Origin of the sequence: Enterobacter cloacae complex sp. IR5384 (assembly GCF_049237265.1) — a bacterium.
Lineage (GTDB): Bacteria > Pseudomonadota > Gammaproteobacteria > Enterobacterales > Enterobacteriaceae > Enterobacter > Enterobacter cloacae.
Genome location: NZ_JBMKHJ010000017.1, coordinates 81,470 through 105,677, shown reverse-complemented (window position 1 = coordinate 105,677; position 24,208 = coordinate 81,470). Strand labels below are relative to the sequence as shown.

Genomic DNA, 24,208 nt, shown 5'->3' with positions numbered 1-24,208 from the left:
GGTAGTTACAGCAGTCTTCGGTGGAGCGGTAGTTCAGTCGGTTAGAATACCTGCCTGTCACGCAGGGGGTCGCGGGTTCGAGTCCCGTCCGTTCCGCCACTTATTAAAAGCCCTGAGTTAACGCTCAGGGCTTTTTTCTTATCTGCTTCCCAATTATTGCTACATCAGCAAAAATCCTCTGCGTTTTACGACCTTTTTCAGCATAACGCCAGCAGCGATAATCTTCCTCAGTTAACGAACATTACGAATAACGAGGAATGACATGACTATCCCTGCATTAGGCCTGGGCACTTTCCGCCTGAAAGACGATGTTGTTATCGCATCGGTCAAAACCGCCCTTGAGCTTGGCTATCGCGCAATTGATACCGCGCAGATTTATGAAAATGAAGCTGCGGTTGGCCAGGCGATTGAAGAAAGCGGTGTACCGCGTAACGAACTGTTTATCACCACCAAAATCTGGATCGAGAACCTCAGTAAAGACAAGCTGATCCCAAGCCTGAAAGAGAGCCTGAAGAAGCTGCGTACTGACTATGTCGATCTGACCCTGATCCACTGGCCATCTCCGAATGATGCCGTTTCTGTAGAAGAATTCATGCAGGCGCTGCTGGAAGCGAAAGAGCAGGGCTTAACCCGTCAAATTGGTATTTCGAACTTCACCATTCCGTTGATGGAAAAAGCCATTGCTGCCGTTGGCGCAGAGAACATTGCGACCAACCAGATTGAGCTCTCCCCTTATCTGCAAAACCGCAACGTGGTGGCGTGGGCCAAACAGCACGGGATTCACATCACTTCTTACATGACGCTGGCATACGGTAAAGCGCTGAAAGATGAGGTCATTGCACGTATTGCAAATAAACATAACGCAACGGCTGCACAGGTGATCCTGGCCTGGGCGATGGGTGAAGGTTATGCTGTTATTCCATCTTCAACGAAGCGTGAAAACCTGGCCAGCAACCTGTTAGCTGTGGATCTCCAGCTGGATGAAGAAGACAAAAAAGCGATCGCTGCCCTGGAGTGCAACGATCGCCTGGTGAGCCCGGAAGGTTTAGCGCCAGACTGGGATTAATATTGACCCGCCCTCTGTACGCTTAACCCTCACACAGCTCCTTCGGGAGCTGTTTTAATATGATCGCTCAGAAAGTCGATAAAGGCACGAATACGCGTGCTCACCGCTCTGTCACTGTAGTAAACCGCACTGAAGGGCATCTCTACCGGCAGACGCTTGTCCGCCATTAACTCCACGAGCTCACCGCGCGCAATTTCTTTATCAATCATGTAATCAGACAAACAGGCGATCCCATTTCCTTCAAGACACAACTGCTTCAGCGTTTCCCCGCTGTTGGACGACAACCCGCAGGTGATCTCATGCAACTGACCGTCAGGGCAGGCGACAGGCCAGGTATTCAGTGATACCGGCTCGGTGAAACCCAGACACAGATGCTGCTTCAGCTCTTCAACGGTTTCAGGTTTGCCGTGTTCAGCGATGTATTGTGGTGAGGCGATGATTTTACGGTAGCTGGCAAACAGAGGACGCGCGCGCAGGCTTGAGTCCGTCAGGGTTCCCGCCCGGATCGCCACATCGACTTTACGTTCGATAAGATTGATAAAGGTCTCGGAGGAGACCAAAGAGAGCGTCATCTCCGGATAGCGTTCACGAAAAGGCTTAATCAGCGGCATCAGAAAGTGCAGAACTACCGGTGTGGCCGCATCAATACGCAATAGCCCACGCGGTGTGCTGCGCGTTTCCATGATCTCGGTCTCTGCTGCAGCCATCTCCTGTAAGACAGACTGCACCCGGCGGAAGTACCGTTCACCTTCTTCCGTCAGGCTCAACTGCCGCGTCGTGCGGTTGAGAAGACTCACCCCAAGCTTCATCTCAAGCTTTTTCACCGAGCGGCTTACAGCAGAGTTTGCCTGCCCTAACTGCTCTGCCGCGCGGCTAAAACTGCCACTTTCGACGACGGCGACAAAGATTGTCAGCTCTTCCGAGGTTGCTTTCATTGTTGCACCACCTGCAAAATTCTATTGAGATTTTGACCATTTTTGTTATTTAACCACTGGCGCATACTGCCTGTCATCTTAATCCTGATGATACGGAGTATTTTATGCCACTGGCGCTACTTGCCCTGACGATCAGTGCCTTTGCAATTGGCACGACCGAATTTGTTATCGTAGGACTGGTTCCTACCATCGCTAACCAGCTTGCTATCTCATTACCTTCAGCCGGGCTGTTGGTCTCCATCTATGCTTTGGGTGTCGCTGTCGGCGCGCCCGTCCTGACGGCATTAACCGGGCGATTCCCGCGTAAGCAACTGTTGGTCGCGCTGATGGTGCTCTTCACGGCTGGCAATATACTGGCCTGGCAGGCGCCGGACTACACGACGCTGGTCATTGCCCGCCTGCTGACTGGCCTTGCTCATGGGGTGTTCTTCTCGATTGGCTCCACCATTGCAACCAGCCTGGTACCCAAAGAGAAAGCCGCATCAGCCATTGCTATTATGTTTGGCGGATTGACCGTCGCACTGGTCACCGGCGTACCATTAGGGACGTTCATCGGGCAACATTTCGGCTGGCGTGAAACCTTCCTCGCCGTTTCTTTACTGGGCGTGATTGCACTGGTGGCCAGTCTGCTGCTGGTACCGTCGAATATTCCCGGCCGTACAAGCGCAAGACTGAGCGATCAGATTAAGGTGCTCACACATCCTCGTTTGCTGCTCATCTATGCCATTACGGCGCTGGGCTACGGCGGCGTGTTCACGGCATTCACCTTCCTCGCTCCAATGATGCAGGATCTGGCCGGCTTCTCTCCTGCAGCGGTAAGCTGGATTTTACTGGGGTACGGTATCTCTGTGGCGATTGGCAACATCTGGGGAGGTAAGCTCGCGGATAAGCATGGTGCTGTACCAGCGCTTAAGTTTATCTTCGCGGCACTGGTGATTCTGCTGATGCTCTTCCAGTTCACGGCATCGATTCAGTACGCCGCGCTGGTAACGGTACTGGTCATGGGCATCTTTGCCTTTGGTAATGTACCCGGCCTGCAGGTCTACGTGGTACAAAAAGCCGAACGCTATACGCCAAATGCGGTGGATGTGGCTTCTGGTCTGAACATTGCCGCCTTCAACATTGGTATCGCGATCGGTTCTATCGTTGGCGGGCAGACGGTGGAGCACTTTGGATTAACCCAAACCCCGTGGATTGGTGCCGTTATTGTGCTCGTTGCCTTCCTGCTGATTGGTCTGAGCGGGCGCCTTGATAAACCCTCTCGCGTAGCGCTTGGTTAAACCTCAGTAAGTGCTTGCTTACAAAACTGGAAAGAGGTTTCTCAGTAATTGCGTTGAAAGTGTGACCTAAAATCCCTATAACATTAGAACCAGTCCGTTTTCCGGGCTGGTTCATGTTACAGAGGTTGTTTCCAAAAGTGCGAAAAAATACCTATGCCATGCGTTATGTTGCCGGAATGCCCGCGGAGAGGATCTTGCCTCCCGGGTCGTTTGCGAGCCTCAGCCAGGCATTACCTGCCGGTACACCGTTAAGCAGCGATGAAAAAATTCGGGTGCTGGTATGGAATATCTTTAAACAGCAGCGTGCGGATTGGTTATCCGTCCTCAAAAACTTTGGTAAAGATGCCCATCTGGTTCTGCTGCAGGAGGCGCAAACCACGCCTGAGCTGGTAAGGTTTGCGACCACTAACTATCTCGCCGCCGACCAGGTGCCCGCATTTGTATTGCCGCAACATCCCTCTGGCGTGATGACCCTTTCTGCCGCGCATCCGGTTTACTGCTGCCCGCTGCGCGAGCGCGAGCCTATCCTGCGACTGGCAAAATCGGCGCTGGTGACGGTCTACCCACTGCCTGACACGCGGCTGCTGATGGTCGTGAACATCCATGCGGTAAACTTCAGTCTGGGCGTGGATGTGTATAGTAAGCAGTTACTTCCGATTGGTGACCAGATAGCCCATCACAGTGGGCCTATTATTATGGCCGGGGATTTCAATGCCTGGAGCCGTCCACGCATGAACGCGCTGTATCGCTTTGCGCGGGAGATGTCGCTGCGTGAAGTTCGTTTTAGTGATGACCAGCGCAAGAAAGCGTTCGGTCGTCCTCTCGATTTCGTTTTCTATCGTGGTTTGAGCGTGCATGACGCCTCTGTTCTGGTCACTCGCGCCTCCGATCACAACCCGCTACTAGTGGAATTCAGTCCCGGCAAACCTGATTAATATGGTGAGTCAGGTCTGCCGTGGGGCAGGCCGGTTGAGTGCTGCCCTTTACTTTAACCAACGCAAGGACAGTACAATGACAACAACACACTCTCATCACGACAACGTCGAAAAACAGTTTGGTTCCCAGGCAAGCGCCTATCTGACCAGCGCCGTTCATGCTTCCGGCCGCGATCTGGTGCGTCTCGGCGAGCGTCTCTCGGCGTTTCCGCAGGCGACGGTGCTGGATTTAGGCTGCGGAGCAGGGCATGCCAGCTTTACAGCAGCGCAGCATGTGGCTCAGGTTACGGCGTATGATTTATCCAGCCAGATGCTGGAGGTAGTGGCGGAGGCGGCAAAAGCCAAAGGGCTCAACAATGTCGATACGCGCCAGGGCTATGCCGAATCCTTACCTTTCGAAGAGGCGTCGTTTGACGTTGTTATCAGCCGTTACTCCGCGCACCACTGGCATGATGTCGGTCAGGCATTACGGGAAGTCAAACGCGTGCTGAAGCCGGGTGGAACCGTCATCATTATGGACGTCATGTCCCCGGGTCACCCTGTACGGAACATCTGGCTGCAGACGGTTGAAGCGCTGCGTGACACCTCGCACGTGCAGGATTATTCCAGTGGGGAGTGGTTAACGTTTATCACTGAGGCCGGTTTAATTTCACGTTCACTGATAACCGATCGCTTACCGCTGGAATTTAGTTCGTGGATCGCCCGTATGCGCACCCCGGACGCGTTAAGCCAGGCCATACGGTTGTATCAGGACAGTGCTTCCTCAGAGGTGAAGGCCTACTTTGAATTGCAGGATGACGGTTCGTTTACCAGCGATACCATCATGGTTGAAGCGCAAAAAGCGAAGTAAAAAAAAAAGCACCGAGGGGAATCGGTGCCTTTTTATCTTTGTATCGTGTAATCAGGAGTCTGGCGTGGCGCTGTTTTTCACAAACAGTGTCAGCTGGTCGCCTGGTTGCAGATTGTCAGTATCATTATTCCAGCGCATCACATCCTTAATGTTCACGCCGTGTCGTTTTGCGATACTGGACAGTGAATCGCCTTTACGCACGCGATAGGTAATGCTATCGCTGTTATTGGCGAGACGCTGTGCGCTGCTACCCGCACCCACCGTCAGTGTCTGACCCACTCTCAGGCCTGAACTGCGCAGGTTATTCCACTGCTGCAGATCTTTTGCTGTCACGCCAAGACGTGATGCAATGCCCGAAAGCGTATCACCGCTACGAACCTTATAGCTGCGGCTGTTGACTGATGATGCATCCGCAATCAGCGTTGACTGAACGGCGGCAATTTCACCAGACGCTAAAGACTCACGTAACTGTTCAGCATGTTTCTGCGGAACCATCACATACTGTGGGCCACTCGCCCCCAGCGTTGAGCCTTTAACACCCGCGTTAAAGGTTTTCAGTTTACTTACCGACATACCCGTCATATCGGCAACCTGTTGAATATCAACCGGGTTGCTGAGGCGAACGCGCGCCAGTGCACGACTTTCGTCTGGTGTTGGCAGTTGTACACCGTAACGCTTGCTGTTTTTGAGAATATCACTCAACGCCAGCATCTTCGGTACGTAAATCTTCGTTTCCTGTGGCAGTGAGAGCGACCAAAAATCGGTGGATTTACCCCGTGCTTTATTCGCTTTCATTGCCTTCAGTACACGACCTTCGCCACTATTATACGCCGCAACCGTTAACAACCAGTCGCCGTCAAACATCTTGTTCAGACGTTGCATCATGTCGAGAGCGGCTGTCGTGGAAGCGACAACATCGCGACGCGCATCATAGTTACGGGTCTGTTTCAAACCGTAATTTCGCCCGGTGCTCGGAATGATCTGCCAAATACCTGCGGCATTGGCGCCAGACGTCGCGTGTGGGTCAAAAGCGCTCTCCACTATGGGTAGGAGTACCAGCTCCATAGGCATGTTACGTTTCTTAACTTGCCCGGCTATCCAGTACATATACGGCTCTGCCCGTAACGTTACATCGTGGAGATAGCTCTTATTTCTTAAATACTTCTGTTTCTGTTCGCGAATCCGGCTGTTTTCCGGAATTCCCATCTTTAGCTCGTCGCCAATAGAGGTCCACAAGTTTTGATCCTGCGCGAAAGATGTCCCATCGTCCAACCAACGCGCTGAGCTTGTAAACTTCCCTGCTTCCCCTTGACCAGCTGCAGAAAGGCTCTGTGCGTGCTGTTGTACGTTGCTGCCGTTCTGCGACTGGCAACCAACAAGCAGGACAGAGGCGAGTAAGATCGCTTTTGCCTTCATGTGTGTGTCAATAGTTGCTTAAAAGACGAGCGATGATAACGGCGAAATTTTGAAAAGGCAACCCGCAATTATCTGAAGTTATCTTTCTTTGACCTTAACCATGCAAATCGCTGTTCTGGTTGTTGCAATTTTGTTTCTTGGTTAATTTTATTAATTAAATCAATGTCATCTGTTCTAAGAAATAAATTAATTATACGCTCGTTTTTCAGAATTACGGGTAGTGTTTTTTGGTTTTTTGCACGTAACTCCTTCACTTTCTGATAGTAATCCTGAATCGCACGATCCTCAGGTAAAATGCTGGCAGAAAACTTCATATTTCCTAATGTATACTCATGCGCGCAACAAATTACAGTATCGTCAGGCAGGGCATTAATTTTTTGTAAAGATTGGTACATCTGGGTTGGCGTGCCTTCAAACAGTCTTCCACAGCCGCCAGAAAACAGCGTATCGCCACAAAACAGATAAGGTTTGCTGTAGAAACACAGATGTCCCAAAGTGTGACCTGGTGTAGCAAATACGGAAAACTCCCACTCATGTATGAGGATATTTTTGCCTTCTTCGACTACTTGCGTGATTCCCTTATCTTGTGCCTCTGCCGGTCCGTAAACCACCAGATGCGGGAACCGGGCGCGCAGCTCAGGCACACCGCCGGTATGATCGTGGTGATGGTGGGTCAGGAGGATGGCTTCAGGCTGCCAGCCATTCTCTTTTATTGCCTGCAGAACCGGGGCGGCCTCTCCGGGGTCGACAATGACGCATCGACGCGCGTCATCGACTAAAACCCAGATGTAATTGTCCTCAAAGGCAGGAATACTGATAAGATTCATACATTACCTCTTATAGCGTGGCGGGTGTTTTGATGAAACCGGCAAGGATACCTCAGACTGTCGCAGCACCGGAACGTTGGGCGGAATTGCCCTGGGGTGAATACTATCGCGAGGCATTAGAACTACAGCTTAAGCCCTGGCTCGCGAAAATGTATGGCTTTCACCTGCTTAAGATTGGCAATCTCAGCGCGGAAATCAATACCGAAAGCTGCGCTATCTCACATCAGGTCCATGTCTCTCTCGGCGGATCGCCCGTTCAGGTGAAGGCAGACCCTTTACATCTGCCGTTTGCGGAAAAGTCGGTTGATGCGTGCCTGCTGGCGCATACGATACCCTGGTGCAGCGATCCTCATCGCATGCTGCGTGAAGCCGATCGCGTGCTGATAGATGACGGCTGGCTGGTGATAAGCGGGTTTAATCCGCTGAGCCTGATGGGGCTGCGCAAGCTGGTGCCCGTATTACGCCGCACTCCTCCTTATAACAGCCGGATGTTCACCATGATGCGCCAGCTGGACTGGCTTTCGCTGCTGAATTTTGAAGTGCTCAGCTACGGCGGATTTCAGGTACTGCCCTGGGCCAGAAAAGGGGGCGTTTTGCTGAGTACCCATTTGCCTGCATTAGGCTGCATGCAGTTTATCGTTGCGCGTAAGCGAACCATTCCCCTGACGCTTAACCCGATGAAGCAGAGCAAAACCAAAACGCCGATCCGCCAGACCGTGGGGGCCACGCGGCAGTACAGAAAACCGTAATCAGGATTCAGGCTGATAGCCCGCGTCCTCATGTGCCGGGTTAGCGGCCGCCGTCCGCGCCAGTTCATCGCAGCGCTCGTTTTCCGGGTGGCCGGCATGGCCTTTTACCCATTCCCACTTAATATTATGCTGGCCCAGCGCCGCATCCAGCCGTTTCCAGAGATCGACATTCTTGACGGGCTTCTTATCTGCCGTCTTCCAGCCGCGTTTTTTCCAGTTGTGGATCCACTGAGTGATCCCCTGGCGCACGTACTGGCTGTCGGTACTGAGCACCACGTCACAATGTTCTTTTAAGGCTTCCAGCGCCACGATGGCCGCCATTAACTCCATGCGGTTGTTGGTGGTCAGGAAATACCCTTCACTAAAAGTTTTTTCGTGCTGACGATAGCGCATAATCGCGCCATAGCCGCCAGGCCCTGGGTTACCGAGACAAGATCCATCGGTGAAAATTTCTACCTGTTTACGCATCTCTGGTAGACTTCCTGTATTTGAAACGTTCAGTTAAACGATAAGTCTGACATAAATGACCGCTATGAGCACTGCAATTACTCGCCAGATTGTTCTTGATACCGAAACCACCGGTATGAACCAGATCGGCGCGCACTACGAAGGGCACAAGATCATTGAGATCGGTGCTGTTGAAGTGGTGAACCGTCGTCTGACGGGGAACAACTTCCACGTCTATCTCAAACCCGATCGGCTGGTGGATCCAGAAGCGTTCGGCGTTCATGGTATTGCCGATGAGTTCTTGCTGGATAAACCGACCTTCGCGGAGGTGGCGGACGAATTTCTGGACTACATTAAAGGCGCAGAGCTCGTCATTCACAACGCCTCGTTCGATATCGGCTTTATGGACTACGAGTTTAGTAAGCTCCAGCGCGATATCCCCAAAACGAACACCTTCTGCAAGGTCACTGACAGCCTGGCGCTGGCCAGGAAGATGTTCCCCGGCAAGCGTAACAGCCTCGATGCGCTCTGTTCACGTTATGAAATAGACAACACCAAGCGAACGCTGCACGGGGCATTGCTTGATGCCCAGATCCTGGCGGATGTCTATCTGGCGATGACCGGCGGTCAAACGTCAATGAAGTTCAGCATGGAGAATGAATCTCAGCAGACGCAGGGCGAAGCGGGAATTCAGCGTGTTGTTCGCCAGGCCAGCCGCTTGCGGGTTGTTTTAGCGAGTGATGAAGAGCTTCTCAACCACGAATCTCGTCTGGATCTGGTCCAGAAGAAGGGCGGAAGCTGTATGTGGCGTGCGTAAGGCATGCCAGAATGCCTGTAAAATCACCGTTCGGGTGATTTTTGCAGCAAACGATTCAAAACGTGAGAAAAAGCGTTGACGAGTTCAGAGGCAAACCGTAATATGCGCCTCGTTCCCAAGGGAACACAGCGGAGCGGTAGTTCAGTCGGTTAGAATACCTGCCTGTCACGCAGGGGGTCGCGGGTTCGAGTCCCGTCCGTTCCGCCACTATTCAGGCCCACGTTATTTATAACGTGGGCCTTTTTCATTTCTGCGTTTCCTCAATCCTGAATTTCTCTCGTCTACCCGGCCCGTTGCTGTCGTCACGCGGTGAACGGCTGAGTTCCTGTTTAATTTATTTTTTATTAAAAATCTCATTCTGTTATTTTTATTAAAATAATCAATTTGATTTATTATTCTTTTCGTGTAAGTTCTTAACCGTTAATTATTCTTTTCCTCCTCCTTCCTTGTTCACTCATTAATAGCTTTTTGATGTCAACTATTCCTAATGCGGCGTAGAGCGTTGCGTGGTTTTTTCCTACCCATATAAAGAGGTCAGACATGATAGTTTTAAGCATCATGTCGATGAACCCTGTGGACATGAATTATCTCAGAAAGGTTTCAACGTAAGGTAGTTCAGGGTGTATCAACAAAAAAGTTTATATATCCACAATTTAGTGAGTGAAATTCACCAAGGACTTTAAGTATGACGGACAATAAAGTCATTTTAGCGGTCAATAACGGAGACGGAAAAACTCGGTTGTTGACCGCAGATGCAGGCCGGACGGTTAAGGTAAAACTTATCCCCGGCAATAAATATTTATTGAAGAATATTAACGACGACTTCGCTCCAGAAAATATTACGCTGCAGCGCGTAGACAAGGCGCTGCACATTATCCAGGAAGGCGATACACAGCCAAGCATAATTATTGAAGATTACTTCAATGGTGATCCTAACAACCCGGTGCTGATGGGCATGGCGGAAGATGGATTACTCTACGCCTATGTTCCTCTGTCGGGCGAAAGCTACGACACCGGCTATCTGATGGCTGACGGCAGCATGTCTCCTGTGGCGTTAGGCGGAGAACCGTTAGGCGCGGGTGGGCCTCTTCTGACGGCACCGGATGACGACAACGACATGCTGTTTGGCATGCTGGGATGGTTTGCACTTGCGGCGGCGGGTGTAGGGGCTGCTTTCGCGCTGTCTGAGATGGACAAAGACGACGGCGATAACCACTCCACGCCTGATAAGCCGAGCATCGGCACCACAATGGATGATGAAGGCTCAATCAAAGGCCCGTTAAAATCAGGTGATACGACCGATGACTCAACGCCGACGCTGACTGGTAAAGGTAAGCCTGGTGACACCATCCATATCTACGATAACGACAAAGAGATTGGCTCCGTTATCGTTGATGATGAAGGCGAGTGGAGCTATACGCCTGATAAGCCACTGGGCGAAGGCGAGCACGAGCTGACCGTCGTGGAAAAAGATCCTGACGGCAACGCGAGTCCTCCATCAGACCCGATTGTCATCATTGTTGATACGGTTGCGCCAAAAGCGCCGACGATTGAACACATCATGGACAAAGTGGGTAAAACCACCGGTGAAATTCATGATGATGCTTACACCGACGATCCTCAACCGGAAATGAGCGGCACCGGTGAAGCTGGCGCAACTATCGCAATTTACGATAACGGTAAAAAGATCGGCGAAACCACCGTTAACGATGATGGCCGTTGGTATTTCAAACCTTCCGAGAACCTCACTGACGGTAGCCACAGCATCACGGTCAGCCAGACGGATAAAGCGGGTAACGTCAGCGAACCGTCTGATGAGCGTGATTTTATTGTATTGACTGAACCTCCGGGAAAAGCAGAAACGCCTGAGGTGATTGACAATACCGGTCCGGTAACCGGTCCGCTCAAACCGGGCGATGTGACGGATGACAGTCAGCCTTCTTTCAGTGGAGAGGGAACACCGGGCAATACCATCATTATCAAAGACAATGATAAAGAGATCGGCTCGGTTATCGTCGACGACGAAGGTAAATGGTCATTTACACCTAAGGATGAACTTGCCGAGGGTGAACATAATGTCGTGGTCGTTGAGGAAGATCCGCTCGGCAATGAAGGCGATCCTTCCGATCCGATTCAGATTATTGTGGATACCACGCCGCCAGCCAAACCGGATATGGCCGATGCCCAGGATAATACCGGGCCGATTACGGGCCAGCTGAAAGGCGGTGACGTCACGGATGAAACCCGTCCGGTATTCAGCGGTAAAGGCGAACCGGGCGACACCGTGACCATTTATGATGGTGACGAGGTGCTTGGCACAACCGTTATTGACGATAAAGGCAACTGGACGCTGAAACCAGAGAAACCGCTGGGTGAAGGCGATCACAGCATCACCGTTACGCAGACGGATAAGGCGGGCAATACCAGCGACCCCTCGGAAGCGCTGGAGTTTGAAGTTGACACTACCGCGCCTGATGCTTCAGCAAATGTTCTGAATATTACCGCCGTTGCGGATGACGTAGGCGATCGTCAGGGCAATGTAGCCAGCGGTGACATCACCGATGACAGCAAACCGCTCATCAGTGGTATCGGTGAAGCCGGGAACACCGTCTTTGTCTACACCACCGACTCTTCCGGCAAACACCTGATTGGTACAGCGGTGGTAGGCAGTGATGGCACCTGGAGCCTGACACCAGAAACTCCACTGACGGAAGGCCTGAACAAGCTGACCCTGGAGACGTAGGACCCGGCGGGCAACCGCGTTGCCGGTGAAGCGCCGTCTTACGATATCAATCTGCTGATCCCAGTGAGTACTGCACCGTCCATCAACAGCGTTGTGGACAACGCCGAGCCACATGTGGGTCCAATGCAGAAAGGCGAATCCACCAACGACACCACGCCAACCCTGAGCGGCAGCGCTGCACCGGGCGACGTTGTGTCTATCCTCGACAACGGGAAAGTGATTGGTACCGTCGAGGCGGACAGCAACGGGAAGTGGGCGTTCACCCCGGATACCGCGCTGGCGGATGGCAAGCACACCTTCACCGTCACGGCGACTGACGCAGCGGGCAACGCGCGCACCAGCGGCAGCTTCCCGATCGTGATCGATACTGCGGCACCGTCTCCGGCAGAAAATATCGTTATCAATGATAACGTGGGCGACAAGCAGGGGCCGGTAGGTCCAGGCGACACCACCGACGATCAGTCCCCGACCCTGAGCGGCGAAGCCGAGCCGGGCAGCGTGGTGGACATCTATGATAACGACGAGAAGATCGGTTCCGTCATCGTTGATGACGAAGGTAAATGGTCCTATACGCCAGACACGCCTCTGGCTAAAGGCGATCATGAGATCACCACCACCGTGACCGATCCGTCAGGCAACACCAGTGAGCCGTCTCCGGGGATCTCCTTCACCGTCGATCCGGATCCAAACCAGGTTACCGTGGGTGAAGTGGTGGATGACCAGGGACCGATCGTGGGCAACCTGAAGCCAGGCACCGTGACCGATGATGTCCGCCCTGAACTGAGCGGTAAAGGTAAGCCAGGCAGCACCGTGACCATCATGGATGGCGACGATGTACTGGGCTCCACCGTGGTGGATCCGGACGGCAACTGGACCTTCACTCCTGAACAGGATCTGGCCGATGGCGATCACAGCCTGACCGTGATTTCCAAAGACCCGGCCGGAAACGAGGTGACCTCTCCGTCCTTTGATATTACCGTTGATGCGACCGCCCCGGAAAAACCTGTACTGGGATCCGCAACGGATGATGTGGGAACAATTCGTGGCGATCTGAGCAACGGCGGCACCACCGACGACGCAAACCCAACCTTCAACGGCTCTGCAGAGCCGGGCAGCCGTGTCGATATTTATGACAACGGTGAGCATATTGGTTCAACGATTGCGGACGACAACGGTGCCTGGCAGTTCACGCCAACTACACCTCTGCCAGAAGGTGAGCACCATATCACCACCACCGCAACGGATGAAGCGGGCAACACCGGTCCGGAATCGGATGATTTTGTGCTGGTGACCGACTACACCCCACCAGTGGCAAGCAGCGATGTACTGAACATTACGTCCGTAATGGATGATGTCGGCGGCCGTCAGGGTAACGTGGCCAGCGGTGAAATCACCGATGACAGCAAACCGGTTATCAATGGTATTGGTGAAGCGGGCAGCACCGTCTTTGTTTACAGCACGGATGCTAACGGCAAACATCTGCTGGGCTCAGCTGTGGTCAACAGTGAAGGCAACTGGACGCTGGCACTGGATACACCGCTGGTGGAAGGGCTTAATCAGCTGACGCTGGAAACCCAGGACGCAGTAGGCAACCGCGTAGTGGGTGAAGCACCGTCTTACGACATTACCGTTCTGATCCCGGTCAGCACCGAGCCGTCCATCAACAGCGTTGTGGACAACGCCGAGCCGCACGTCGGCCCAATGCAGAAAGGCGAAACCACCAACGACACCACCCCAACCCTGAGCGGCAGCGCTGCACCGGGCGACGTTGTGTCTATCCTCGACAACGGGAAAGTGATTGGCACCGTCAAGGCGGACAGCAGCGGTAAGTGGTCATTCACCCCGGATACCGCGCTGGCGGATGGTCAGCACACCTTCACCGTCACTGCGACTGACGCAGCGGGCAACGCGCGCATCAGCGGTACCTTCCCGATCGTGATTGACACTGCGGCACCGTCTCCGGCAGAAAATATCGTTATCAATGATAACGTGGGCGACAAGCAGGGGCCGGTAGGTCCAGGCGACACCACCGACGATCAGTCCCCGACCCTGAGCGGCGAAGCCGAGCCGGGCAGCGTGGTGGACATCTACGATAACGACGAGAAGATCGGTTCCGTCATCGTTGATGACGAAGGTAAATGGTCCTACACGCCAGATAAGCCTCTGGCTAAAGGCGATCATGAGATCACCACTACCGTGACCGATCCGTCTGGCAACACCAGTGAACCGTCTCCGGGGATCTCCTTCACCGTCGATCCGGATCCAAACCAGGTTACCGTGGGTGAAGTGGTGGATGATCAGGGGCCGATCGTGGGCAACCTGAAGCCAGGCACCGTGACCGATGACGCACGTCCTGAACTGAGCGGTAAAGGTAAGCCGGGCAGCACCGTAACCATCATGGATGGCGACGATGTACTGGGCTCCACCGTGGTGGATCCGGATGGCAACTGGACCTTTACCCCTGAACAGGATCTGGCCGATGGCGATCACAGCCTGACCGTGATTTCCAAAGACCCGGCCGGAAACGACGTGACCTCTCCGTCCTTTGATATCTCTGTCGATACCGTGGCACCGGAAAAACCGGTTATTGGTGTTGCGACTGATGACGTCGGCTCCAGCCGTGGCGATCTGAGCAGCGGTAGCACCACCGATGATGCGAACCCAACCTTTAAAGGTTCCGCAGAGCCGGGCAGCCGTGTCGATATCTATGATAACGGGGAGCTGATTGGTTCTACCATGGTGGACGAAAATGGCGGCTGGCAATTTACGCCAACCACCGCGCTGCCAGAGGGTGAGCACCATATCACCACTACCGCAACCGATAAGGCCGGTAACACGGGGCCGGAATCAGATGATTTTGTACTGATCACCGACTACACCGCGCCTGACGCCAGCAAAGTGGCGATCACCGAAGTCTACGACGACGTGAACACCGCAGGCGTGATTGCCTCCGGCGGGGAAACCGACGACAACCGTCCGCTGATCAAGGGTACGGGCGCAGAGCCGGGCAACACCATCACCGTCTATAACGGCGACAAGGTCATTGGCACCGCGAAAGTGCAGGCCGACGGCACCTGGTCCCTGGAGCCGACCACGCCGCTGCCGGACGGGAAGTACACCCTGACGGCGAAAGAGACCGACGGCGTGGGTAACGTCTCCGGTCCGTCCGGTGAGTACATCATCAACGTGGCCACCGTACCGCCGCAGGCACCGACGCTGGATACCGTCTATGACGACGTGGCCCCGCATGCGGACTACCTGCAGAAGGGTGACGTCACCAACGACACCACCCCGACCCTGAGCGGCAGCAGCGGCGTGGCAGGCGGCACCATCAGTATCTACGACAACGGTCGTCTGATTGGCACCACCTCCGTGGCCGGCAACGGCAGCTGGAGCTTCACGCCGGATACGGCGCTGGCAGACGGCAGCCATAACTTCACCGCCACCGTCACCGACGGCGTGGGCCGCACCAGTGAGCCAACCGGCGGCTTCGGTATCGTTACCGATACAAAAGCCCCGGACGCGGCCTCTGACCTGCTGGTCACCGACAACGTCGGTGCGTACCAGGGCCCGGTCGTGAGCGGCGACACCACCGATGACAACACCCCGACCCTGAGCGGCAGGGCCGAGCCGGGCAGCACGGTGAACATCATCGACAACGGCCAGGTCATCGGCACCGCGAAGGTGAACCCGGACGGCACCTGGAGCTACACCCCGGACCAGCCGCTGGCGAACGGCGCACACGACCTGACCACCACCGTCACCGATCCGTCGGGCAACACCGGGCCGGAAGGCTCGCACGTGGTCATCACCGTTGACGTGGTCCCGGGCAAGGTGGAAATCACCGCCGTGACCGATGACACCGGCAGCGTGACCGGCAGCCTGTCGCAGGGCGCGCTCACCGACGACACCCGTCCGCAAATCAGCGGCACGGCGAAGGCGGGCAGCACCGTGACCATCATGGACGGCAGCAACGTGCTGGGCACCACCACCGCGGGCGCGGACGGCACCTGGAGCTTCACGCCGAGCGTGGACCTGGGCCGCGGGGACCACACCTTCACCGCCACGGCGAAGGACCCGATGGGCAATGAGTCGAGCAGCAGCAGCTGGACCGTGACCATCGACACCGATGCGCCGGTGAAACCGACCATCGACGCGGCGCTGGACGACGTGGGCAGCGTGCAGGGTAACCTGGCGAACGGCGGCACCACCGACGATCCGACCCCGACCCTGAGCGGTAAGGCGGAAGCGGGCAGCACCGTGAAGATCTACGATCAGAACGGCCTGCTGGGCGAAGTGACGGCGAAAGCCGACGGCACCTGGAGCTTCTCACCGGTGGCGAAACTGCCGGAAGGCGAGCACCGCTTCCACGTGACGGCCACCGACAAGGCGGGCAACACCAGTTCTGCGTCAGACGACTTCGTCCTGACCCTGGACTTCACCGCCCCGGACGTGAGCAAAGTGAGCATTACCGATGTGGTGGATGATTTTGGTTCCGTCACCGGATCGATTGCTTCGGGTGGTAAGACGGACGATAACACGCCGTTGATCAAGGGTACGGGCGCAGAGCCGGGCAACACCATCACCGTCTATAACGGCGACAAGGTGATCGGCACCGCGAAAGTACAGGCTGACGGCACCTGGGAACTTCAGGTTACGAAAGCCCTGCCTGACGGGACGTACAACCTGACGGTGAAAGAGACCGATAGCGTGGGTAACACCACGGCGGCATCACCGGAATACATTATTCAGATCGATGCTGGCGGTCAGCCGCTGCCACCGACCCTGAGCAGTGTGGAAGATGATGTTGCGCCGCATACCGGCCCATTACAAAAGGATGCGACAACCAACGACAACACCCTGTTGTTGACGGGTACGGCTGAAGCCGGTGTCACGGTTCGCATTTATGGCGGCCCGAACGGTACCACCCTGCTGGGTGAAACCAAGGCCGATGCCCAGGGCAAATGGAGCTTCAATACGCCGAAACTGGCGGACGGCGTTCATACGTTTGTCGCGGAAGCGATTAACGACATTGGCCAGGTAAGCCCACAGACTGGCGGCTTCCCAATCACGGTCGATACCAGCGCGCCGGGTGAGGTCACTGGCTTTATCGTGAGCGATAACGAAGGTCCGCAGACCGGTACATTGTCCAATGGCGATACCACTGACGATGCGACACCGACGATCAGCGGTAAAGCAGAGCCAGGCAGCGTTGTTCACATCTATGTGAATGGTCAGGAAAACGGTACTGCGGTTGCAGACGCGAACGGTAACTGGACTTACACCACCGGTTCTCTGGTGGATGGAGAATACACCTTCACCGCGCGTGCTGAAGATTCAGCAGGCAACCTGGGGGCTGAAAATGCCGGTGTCACCGTCACGCTTGATACCTCCAGCGTTCCGGTCACCATCGTCCGCGTAATGGATGATAAAGGCAGCGTCACGGGTGAACTGAAGGCGAACGACGTCACTGACGACGCGCGTCCGGAAATCATCGGTAAGGCGAAAGCAGGCAGCACTGTCACCATCATGGATGGCAACGTGGTGTTGGGCAGCGTCAAGGCCGATGCCAGTGGCAACTGGGTATTTACGACTACCAGCGATCTGGGCGATGGTGTACACAACATTACGGCAATCGCGAAAGATCTGACGGGTAACGAGGATACCTCCAGCACCTTCAGCTTCGAAATTGACAGTAAAGCACCGAACCGTCCGAGTATCGATTACGCGGAAGATCAGGTGGGAACGATCAAGGACGATCTGAACAGCAACGATGTCACTGACGATCCGCAGCCAATCCTGCACGGTACGGCTGAAGCGGGTAGCACCGTCAATATTTACACCGTTGACGGCACCCTGCTGGGTTCAGTCACCGCGAACAGCAACGGTGCATGGAACTTCAAACCGGGCAGCAAGTTACCGGAAGGCAAAAACACCTTCTACGTGACGGCCACGGATGAAGCCGGCAACGTCAGTGACAAGTCTGCGGACTTTATTCTGACTACCGACTACACCGCGCCGGATGCGAGCAAAGTGACCATTGATTCCGTAACGGATAACGTGGGTAACGTTCAGGGTATTGTTGCAGATGGCGGGGTACTGGATGACTCACGTCCGGTGATCCGTGGCTCTGGTGCTGAAACGGGCAACGTCATTACCGTCTATACCACCGACAAAGACGGCAACACGAAAGTGTTGGGCACGACCAAAGTGGATCAGAATGGCAAATGGGAACTGACGCCATCTGAGTCTCTTTACGGTGATTCAATCAACAAACTGACCGTGACGGAAACCGATAGTGTTGGCAACGTGGCGAAACCGGCTGACAGCTATGACGTCATTATGTCTGACACCCCGAATGCGCCAGCGATTGTTAACGTCCTGGATGATACTGGCACAACCGTTATCAATCTGGCCGACAATGCGTTGACCAAAGATGACACGCCGACCCTGAAAGGGACTGCGGATGGTGTTGCAGGCGATACCATCACCATCTACAACGGTAGTCAGGTTGTGGGTAAAACAACGCTGAACAGCGATGGCACCTGGAGCTTTACGCCATCACCAGCGCTGGCTGATGGTAACTATATCTTTACGGTGACCAATACCAACAGCGCGGGTCAGGAGAGCGATCGTAGTGGTTCGTTCACCCTCACTATTGACTCAACAGCACCAAATCCGGTTTCCGGTTTACAGGTGGCTGACGATCAGGGGGCCTGGAAAGGTCAGTTAACCGACGGTATGACCACCGACGACAACAAACCGACCTTCACGGGTAAAGCAGAGCAGGGTAGCACGGTCACTATCTACGATAACGGCCAGGCGATTGGTTCAGTTGTTGTGACCAACACTGATGGTAGCTGGCAGTACACGCCAACCACGCCATTAGCAGATGGTGAACACCAGTTTGCGACCCAGGTAACGGATCCGGCGGGTAACGCCAGCGCGATCGTTGAAGATATCACCGTTAACGTCTCCACGGGTGCAAGCTACCTGCAACTGCTGCAGGTGGTGGATGATGTCCAGGAAACGGGCGGCTCACGCGTGCTTCGCGAGGGTGACGTCACCAACGACAGCCAGGTACAGCTGGTTGGTAAGGCGACGGCAGGCAGCACCATTATCATCACTGACGTCGGTGGCGTTCAGCTTGGCACGGTGAAAGCAGATGCCAACGGTGACTGGGAATTCACGCCGCTGAGCAGCCTGAGTGATGGCGCGCATACGCTGCGTATTACCGGGACCGATCCGTCAAATAACCCGCTCACCCCGATTGACTTCGATCTGGTGGTGGACACGGTTGCGCCTGTTGCGCCGGTTATCACAAACGTGCTGGATGATGTGAACCCTGTTCAAGGTTCCGTTGCTCACGGCAAGCCTACCAACGACACCACGCCGGAAATCACCGGTACGGCGGAGAAGGGAAGTACGGTCAATGTGTATCATCAGGTGGATGCGACCACGCGCATTCTGCTGGGTACCGCCGTTGCCGATAGCACGACGGGCCTGTGGACGCTGCAGATCACTGACGCGAACAAGCTGACTGAAGGCACCTGGAATCTGGTGGCAACCTCCACGGATGCGGCCGGTAACATCAGTACGCCGAGCAACACCTGGACGATTGTTGTCGATACCACCGTGTCTGACGCGGTTATCAATATCAGCTCTATTTCAGAAGACCGGGGGGCATCAGATACTGACTTCATCACCAGCGATAACACGCTGTTGATTAACGGTCAGCTGACGAAAGCCCTGCAGGCGGACGAATGGGTTGAGATTAGCCTCGACAACGGTGCAACCTGGACGCGTGCCTCAACGGTGACCAGTACATCCTGGACTGTGGATATGCAGAACACGCCGCTGAATGATGGTGCTTACACCATTCAGGCTCGCGTGGTGGATAACGCCGGTAACGTTGGCAGCACTGATTCTCAGGCGCTGCAGGTGGCAACAGGCGGCAGTGACATGAATGGTCTGTCTACGACCACCAAAGTCACCACCGATACCAGCCATGGTCTGACGACCGGTGATCACTTCAGCCATGCTGCGACAGCAACTAACAGCGACATGGTCACCCGTGACCGTACGGTGACCATCAGCGGTAACCTGAGCGCGGCGCTACAGGCGGGTGAGCATCTGCAGATCTCCCTGGATAACGGCAAAACCTGGCAAACGCTGGCACTCAACGGCCAGAGCTGGAGCTATGTACTGCCGGAAGCGACAGCAAGCACCACTCACAGCTTCAAGCTGCAGGTCATTGACGTTGCGGGCAACCCAGGTACGAACACGAAGTTTGCGGATAGCTACAACGTGGTTATCGATCTGGATTCTCCGAACGGTATTACCGGGGCGCCAGATGTGCCGCAGCACACCACCACAGGAGATTCGTTCACCTTCTCCAGTGGTCAATACGGTCGTGTTGAAGCGGGGGCGATTGTCTCGCTGGTGAGTGACGTCAACAACAACGGGACATATCAGGAAGGTCTGGATCAAGTCATTGGCTTCGTGAAGGCTAACGCTGACGGCTCCTGGAGTCTGAATACGTCACTGCCTTCTGGCGCACATAACCTGGCCTTTGTGGTCTGGGATGAAGCGGGTAACCGCTCAAGCATGAGCGCCAGCACCAGTACAGGTGTCACCGAAGGTGGCGGCAGTACGCTGATTGAACAAACCTGGGGGGGAACGACCGATGCGGATAGCCGCGGTCTGAACGCCGCTGCGGTGACCATCAGTCAGGATGGTTTGTGGTCATTCTTCCAGAGTGCTCGTGGCACTTCTGGTACATCGACCGCTAACGCCGGACGTGTCTATGACTCCGTCACGCGTGAAGACTACGATTCAACGTACCTTGCCCAGCCGTCAACCGACAACGGTGCGGGTTACAACGTAGATAGCACGTCATACAGCCGTTATGTTAACTCCGCAGCCTTTGCGGACATTAACCGCGATGGCTATGCCGACGTCATGTCTCAGATCAGTAGTTATAGCAACGCGGGTCGTACCGCCTACTGGCTGCAGAACGCGGACGGTAGTTACTCCGCGAAGGCGCTGGATCAGGGCACCCTGAACCACCTCGGCGGCGTGATTTCCTATGACCGTGAAGGTGATGGCTATCTGGACTTTGTGCTGGGTGACTCCGAAGCAGACTCCATTTCGTTCATCAAAAATACGCAGGGCACGCTGAGTTACGAGGACAACTCCGGTTTCTCTGACGGACATCCTGGCGGGGCATTGCCAACGTCGCTGAGTGTGCTGCACGAAGTCGGGGCTGTGGATATCGATAACAACGGTACCGTAGATATTACGGCACATATCGACTACAACGGCGCTGGCAACCTCGTCGGCAACAACTCCCGCGGTCTGGGTATCTTGTATAACCAGACTACCGGGACGTCGAACACCAACTTCGGTGAAGTTGGCTACTACGCGAACGTGTTCCGTGACGATGGCCATGAAGACTACGGTAACTTGTCTATCTCCATGACCTATGCGGATTACAACAACGATGGTTGGCTGGATCTGTTCCTGAGCCGTGGTTCGAAGGGTGGCAGTAACAGCGACGAGAGCCGTATCTATCTGAACGATGGTACCGGTAAGCTCAATGCAACGGACAGCCAGGCGCAGTGGTTTGGCGATAACGTTGATGGCGGCACGTCGCTGGCAGTGGACTGGAACCACGACGGTAATATGGACATCATCGAAGTGCCACGCTCTGGCGTGACTGGCTCGCCGATGTTGTATACCAATACCGGTAGTAACAACTGGGGCGCCAATAAAGTCAGCCTGACAGGTAGCACGACGTTCAACAACATGACGGGTGCCGTCGCACTCGACTATGACTGGGACGGTTCGATGGACCTGGTGCTGTACCGCTCTGGCGCAGATGCTGATGTCGTGGCAAGAGACGACGCGGGACGCACGATGCTGGTGAAAAACACCAATATCGCGGCGGACGGCACGAGCCTGCAGATCCGTATTGTTGACGGCAACGGCATCAATACCTTCTACAGCAACACCGTGAAGTTATACAACTCAGCGGGCGAGCTTGTGGCAACCCAGTTGATTAACCCGCAGTCCTCTGGTTCCAGCAACAGTATGGGTCTGGTGAGCTTCTTCGGGCTGGATCCGAATGAAGTTTACTCCGTGCAGATGCTGCGCATTACCGATGGTAAAGCGGATCACGTTGGCGCAACGAGTAGCATTGGTGGTTACACAAACGGTACGGTAAATGAGAGCTGGGGGGGCCTGACAACAGGTAAAGCCCATGACTCTTACGTACTGACGGCGGAAAGCAGCAATGCGGCGAACAACACCTCCGGAAACAACGGGATCATCGGGACGGGCTATAACGACACCTTCTTCGGTTCTGCAGGCAACGACACCTACAACGGTGGCGGCGGCTGGAACCAGATTGTGAGCGGTAATCCTGTCTGGAGCGAAACTGCCGGTATGGACGTTGTTGACTATAGCCGTTCAACCACTGCGATCAACGCGAACCTGTGGACAGGCACTGCAACCGGTAACGGCACCGATAAGCTCCTCAACATCGAGGGTCTCGTAGGTTCCAGCCAGCAAGATACGTTTACGGATAACTCCGCGAATAACGTGTTTGAAGGACGTGGTGGCAATGATGCCTTCTACCTGGTCAACGGCGGTAACGATACGCTGATGTACAAGGTGTTGGCAGGTCTGAGCAACGACAGCACCGGTGGCAATGGTCATGACACGATCCACGGCTTTAAGGTGGGTAATCTGGTGAAAGACAGTGATGCAGATCTGCTCGATATGAGTGAACTGCTTGACTACAAAGGTTCTATCTCCTTCTTCGAAGACGAAGGAAAACTGGAGCTGGATTACTCCTCCCGCGGCGTACTTGACTACGTCAAGGTGGAAGTTGTGGGTAGTGATACCGTGATCAGTATCGACCGTGACGGTCAGGGCGGACAGCATGGATTTACGCAGGTTGTCACGCTGGCTGACGTGCAAACGGATTTGGTGACGCTGCTACAGAATAACCAAATCATGATGTAACCCAGTAAATACCCGCCATCTTCGGATGGCGGGCTTTCTGCACGCATCTACCAATCGTTGTTACACAGTCATTCACTGGGTTAATCGGGAATTTGATAAATGAAAGTAACCCTTAATAAGTTTAAAAAAATAAACCTGGCGTGTGCTATTACTGCCGCGCTCAGCGTATTGATATCCAGCACTGCATATTCAGCAGAACGAGTGAAGCACGTCATCGATATACCGGCAGACGTCAAAACCACTTCAGGGAAGACGGCACCACAGCCCTATCGTCCGGTTGCGGATGTGACACCGGAACTGGCACAAATTGTGGTTTATTACCCTGAGGGGAGCGTACCCGCGACGATCTACGTCGACCGCGAGCTGCAGTCGGTACTGCTGCCGGGGCAATTTACCGTCCTGTGCGCCGCGCCAGGCGCGCATGCGGTGGAGTCCTGGTTTAACGATCACCCTGCTTATCAGGGGAAACAAAATCCTCTGCAACAGCTCAATGCCGAGAGTGCGCAAACCTATTTTATTCAGGTTAATCCAGGTACGTCAGGAAATACGGCGGCCCTGGAAGAGCGTTATAAGGCTGAAGCTCTGTTGAGTAAGATGTATAAACAGACCAAAATTATTAACCGTGCATCGCAGGTAAAAAACTGTGATTACGTTAATAACAGCGGTGTGGTGCTTATTCAGGAGCAAGTCCTGTTCCGCTTTGCGGCAAGTAATGCGGCAGGGATTTTTGCTGAATCCCGCAATAAGCTGGACGAGGTGGTGAAATTCACCAAAAAGGCGAATAACGTCAGTGAGATCCAGATTGTGGGTTATACCGACGCAATTGGTAGCCGTGAGGCTAACCAGCGCCTGTCTGAAGCACGTGCCGATACCGTTCGTTCATTGCTGATCGAGAAAGGGATTAAACCGGAGCTGATCAATAACACGACGGGCAAAGGAATAGCACAAAGCGCTGAAGGCTGCGGTACCTCTGCCAGCCAGCAAGCGGCAGGATGTAACGTCAACAGCCGTCGCGTAGAAGTTTTAGTGAAAAGCCACTAAGTCAGCATCAATACAAAAATACTGATTGCGGAGACGCTTTCCGTATTTTTTTTTGAATAATTTGACGGTGTTAT

Annotated in this window: 13 protein-coding genes and 2 tRNA genes; 11 read left to right on the top strand and 4 right to left on the bottom strand. The window is 54.4% G+C overall.

The window, feature by feature from the left end; all coding sequences use genetic code 11:
• The first annotated feature begins 22 nt into the window (after positions 1-22).
• A tRNA-Asp gene (locus tag ACOTX3_RS15305) sits at positions 23-99 on the top strand.
• A gap of 163 nt (positions 100-262) precedes the next feature.
• Complete coding sequence (gene dkgB / locus ACOTX3_RS15300) at positions 263-1,066, top strand: 2,5-didehydrogluconate reductase DkgB (RefSeq protein ID WP_020686296.1); 804 nt, start codon at positions 263-265, stop codon at positions 1,064-1,066.
• A 29-nt stretch (positions 1,067-1,095) separates the two neighbouring features.
• On the opposite strand, the gene yafC is transcribed toward dkgB, so the two are convergent.
• The gene (yafC, locus tag ACOTX3_RS15295; RefSeq protein WP_058678587.1) at positions 1,096-2,001 is read right to left on the bottom strand and encodes a DNA-binding transcriptional regulator YafC; all 906 of its coding nucleotides are present in this window, start codon (positions 1,999-2,001) and stop codon (positions 1,096-1,098) included.
• Between the two features lie 104 nt (positions 2,002-2,105).
• Between yafC and ACOTX3_RS15290 the strand changes: the two genes are divergently transcribed.
• From ACOTX3_RS15290 to ACOTX3_RS15280, 3 genes are all read left to right on the top strand, one after another.
• Entirely contained in the window at positions 2,106-3,281 is a 1,176-nt protein-coding gene (locus tag ACOTX3_RS15290) for an MFS transporter (protein WP_058678586.1), read from the top strand.
• Positions 3,282-3,418: 137 nt separating this feature from the next.
• Positions 3,419-4,216, top strand: a complete 798-nt coding sequence (locus ACOTX3_RS15285) for an endonuclease/exonuclease/phosphatase family protein (protein WP_038420885.1) — start codon at positions 3,419-3,421, stop codon at positions 4,214-4,216.
• A 76-nt stretch (positions 4,217-4,292) separates the two neighbouring features.
• Entirely contained in the window at positions 4,293-5,066 is a 774-nt protein-coding gene (locus ACOTX3_RS15280) for a class I SAM-dependent methyltransferase (RefSeq protein WP_013095685.1), read from the top strand.
• Positions 5,067-5,117: 51 nt separating this feature from the next.
• Here the strand turns inward: ACOTX3_RS15280 and mltD are convergent, their stop codons facing one another.
• Together mltD and gloB are read right to left on the bottom strand one after the other, a co-directional pair.
• Positions 5,118-6,482 (bottom strand): murein transglycosylase D, encoded by a 1,365-nt coding sequence (mltD, locus tag ACOTX3_RS15275; protein WP_013095686.1) that lies wholly within the window; start codon positions 6,480-6,482, stop codon positions 5,118-5,120.
• A 68-nt stretch (positions 6,483-6,550) separates the two neighbouring features.
• On the bottom strand, positions 6,551-7,309 hold the full coding sequence (gene gloB / locus ACOTX3_RS15270; protein ID WP_058678585.1) for a hydroxyacylglutathione hydrolase: 759 nt from the start codon (positions 7,307-7,309) through the stop codon (positions 6,551-6,553).
• A 32-nt stretch (positions 7,310-7,341) separates the two neighbouring features.
• On the opposite strand from gloB, the gene ACOTX3_RS15265 reads away from it, so the two are divergent.
• The gene (locus ACOTX3_RS15265) at positions 7,342-8,058 is read left to right on the top strand and encodes a class I SAM-dependent methyltransferase (protein WP_013095688.1); all 717 of its coding nucleotides are present in this window, start codon (positions 7,342-7,344) and stop codon (positions 8,056-8,058) included.
• Here the strand turns inward: ACOTX3_RS15265 and rnhA are convergent, their stop codons facing one another.
• Positions 8,059-8,526, bottom strand: coding sequence for a ribonuclease HI (gene rnhA, locus ACOTX3_RS15260; protein WP_013095689.1), 468 nt, complete (start codon positions 8,524-8,526; stop codon positions 8,059-8,061).
• Between the two features lie 64 nt (positions 8,527-8,590).
• Here rnhA and dnaQ point away from each other — a divergent pair, with 64 nt between their 5' ends.
• The 5 genes from dnaQ (at position 8,591) to ACOTX3_RS15235 (ending at position 24,134) form a co-directional block, all read left to right on the top strand.
• Positions 8,591-9,322 carry a DNA polymerase III subunit epsilon gene (gene dnaQ / locus ACOTX3_RS15255; protein ID WP_013095690.1) on the top strand — a complete coding sequence of 244 codons (732 nt, stop codon included), beginning with the start codon at positions 8,591-8,593 and terminating at the stop codon, positions 9,320-9,322.
• 130 nt (positions 9,323-9,452) lie between these two features.
• Positions 9,453-9,529: transfer RNA gene (locus ACOTX3_RS15250), tRNA-Asp, on the top strand.
• 478 nt (positions 9,530-10,007) lie between these two features.
• A complete protein-coding gene (locus ACOTX3_RS15245; RefSeq protein WP_127869094.1) occupies positions 10,008-12,065 on the top strand; it encodes an Ig-like domain-containing protein in 2,058 nt (685 codons plus the stop codon).
• 63 nt (positions 12,066-12,128) lie between these two features.
• Positions 12,129-23,093 carry an Ig-like domain-containing protein gene (locus ACOTX3_RS15240; RefSeq protein WP_127869093.1) on the top strand — a complete coding sequence of 3,655 codons (10,965 nt, stop codon included), beginning with the start codon at positions 12,129-12,131 and terminating at the stop codon, positions 23,091-23,093.
• Positions 23,094-23,192: 99 nt separating this feature from the next.
• Entirely contained in the window at positions 23,193-24,134 is a 942-nt protein-coding gene (locus ACOTX3_RS15235) for an OmpA family protein (RefSeq protein ID WP_058678583.1), read from the top strand.
• The last annotated feature ends 74 nt before the right edge of the window (positions 24,135-24,208 follow it).